Source organism: Alkalicoccobacillus porphyridii, from assembly GCF_007293315.1.
GTDB classification, from domain to species: Bacteria; Bacillota; Bacilli; order Bacillales; family Bacillaceae_D; genus Alkalicoccobacillus; species Alkalicoccobacillus porphyridii.
The window spans coordinates 1-318 of the sequence record NZ_VLXZ01000119.1 but is presented as its reverse complement, the minus strand read 5'-3'; the positions used below and the strand labels follow the sequence as shown (position 1 = coordinate 318).

General features: G+C 52.8%; 1 protein-coding gene. It reads right to left on the bottom strand.

All coding sequences use genetic code 11. The annotated features are described in order from the left end of the window. A partial coding sequence (locus FN960_RS23755; RefSeq protein WP_143850790.1) for a phosphoethanolamine transferase domain-containing protein occupies positions 1-318 on the bottom strand: 318 nt, incomplete at both ends.

Here is a 318-nt window from a genome sequence, read left to right as displayed (position 1 = left end):
GGCGCAGGCGTGTCCACAGCAGAACTGCCACCGCCGTATAGGCCAGCGCGATAAGCACAATTTTCAGGCTGAAATACTGGCTTAAATACTCGCTGGCTTCGTTGGTGTTGGTTTCGAACATCACAAACAGAACGCTCTGCGAGAACTCCTGACCGTAGATGACGTAGTAGCAAAGCGCCGCCAGAGAGGCCGCCCATAGCACCACGCCGATTACTGCGGCAATAATTTTAATCCGCTTCGGAAAGAGGAATACCGGGATCAACCACAGCGAACTGAATAACAGCGAGTCGCGAATGCCGTTAGTGCCACTATAACCAC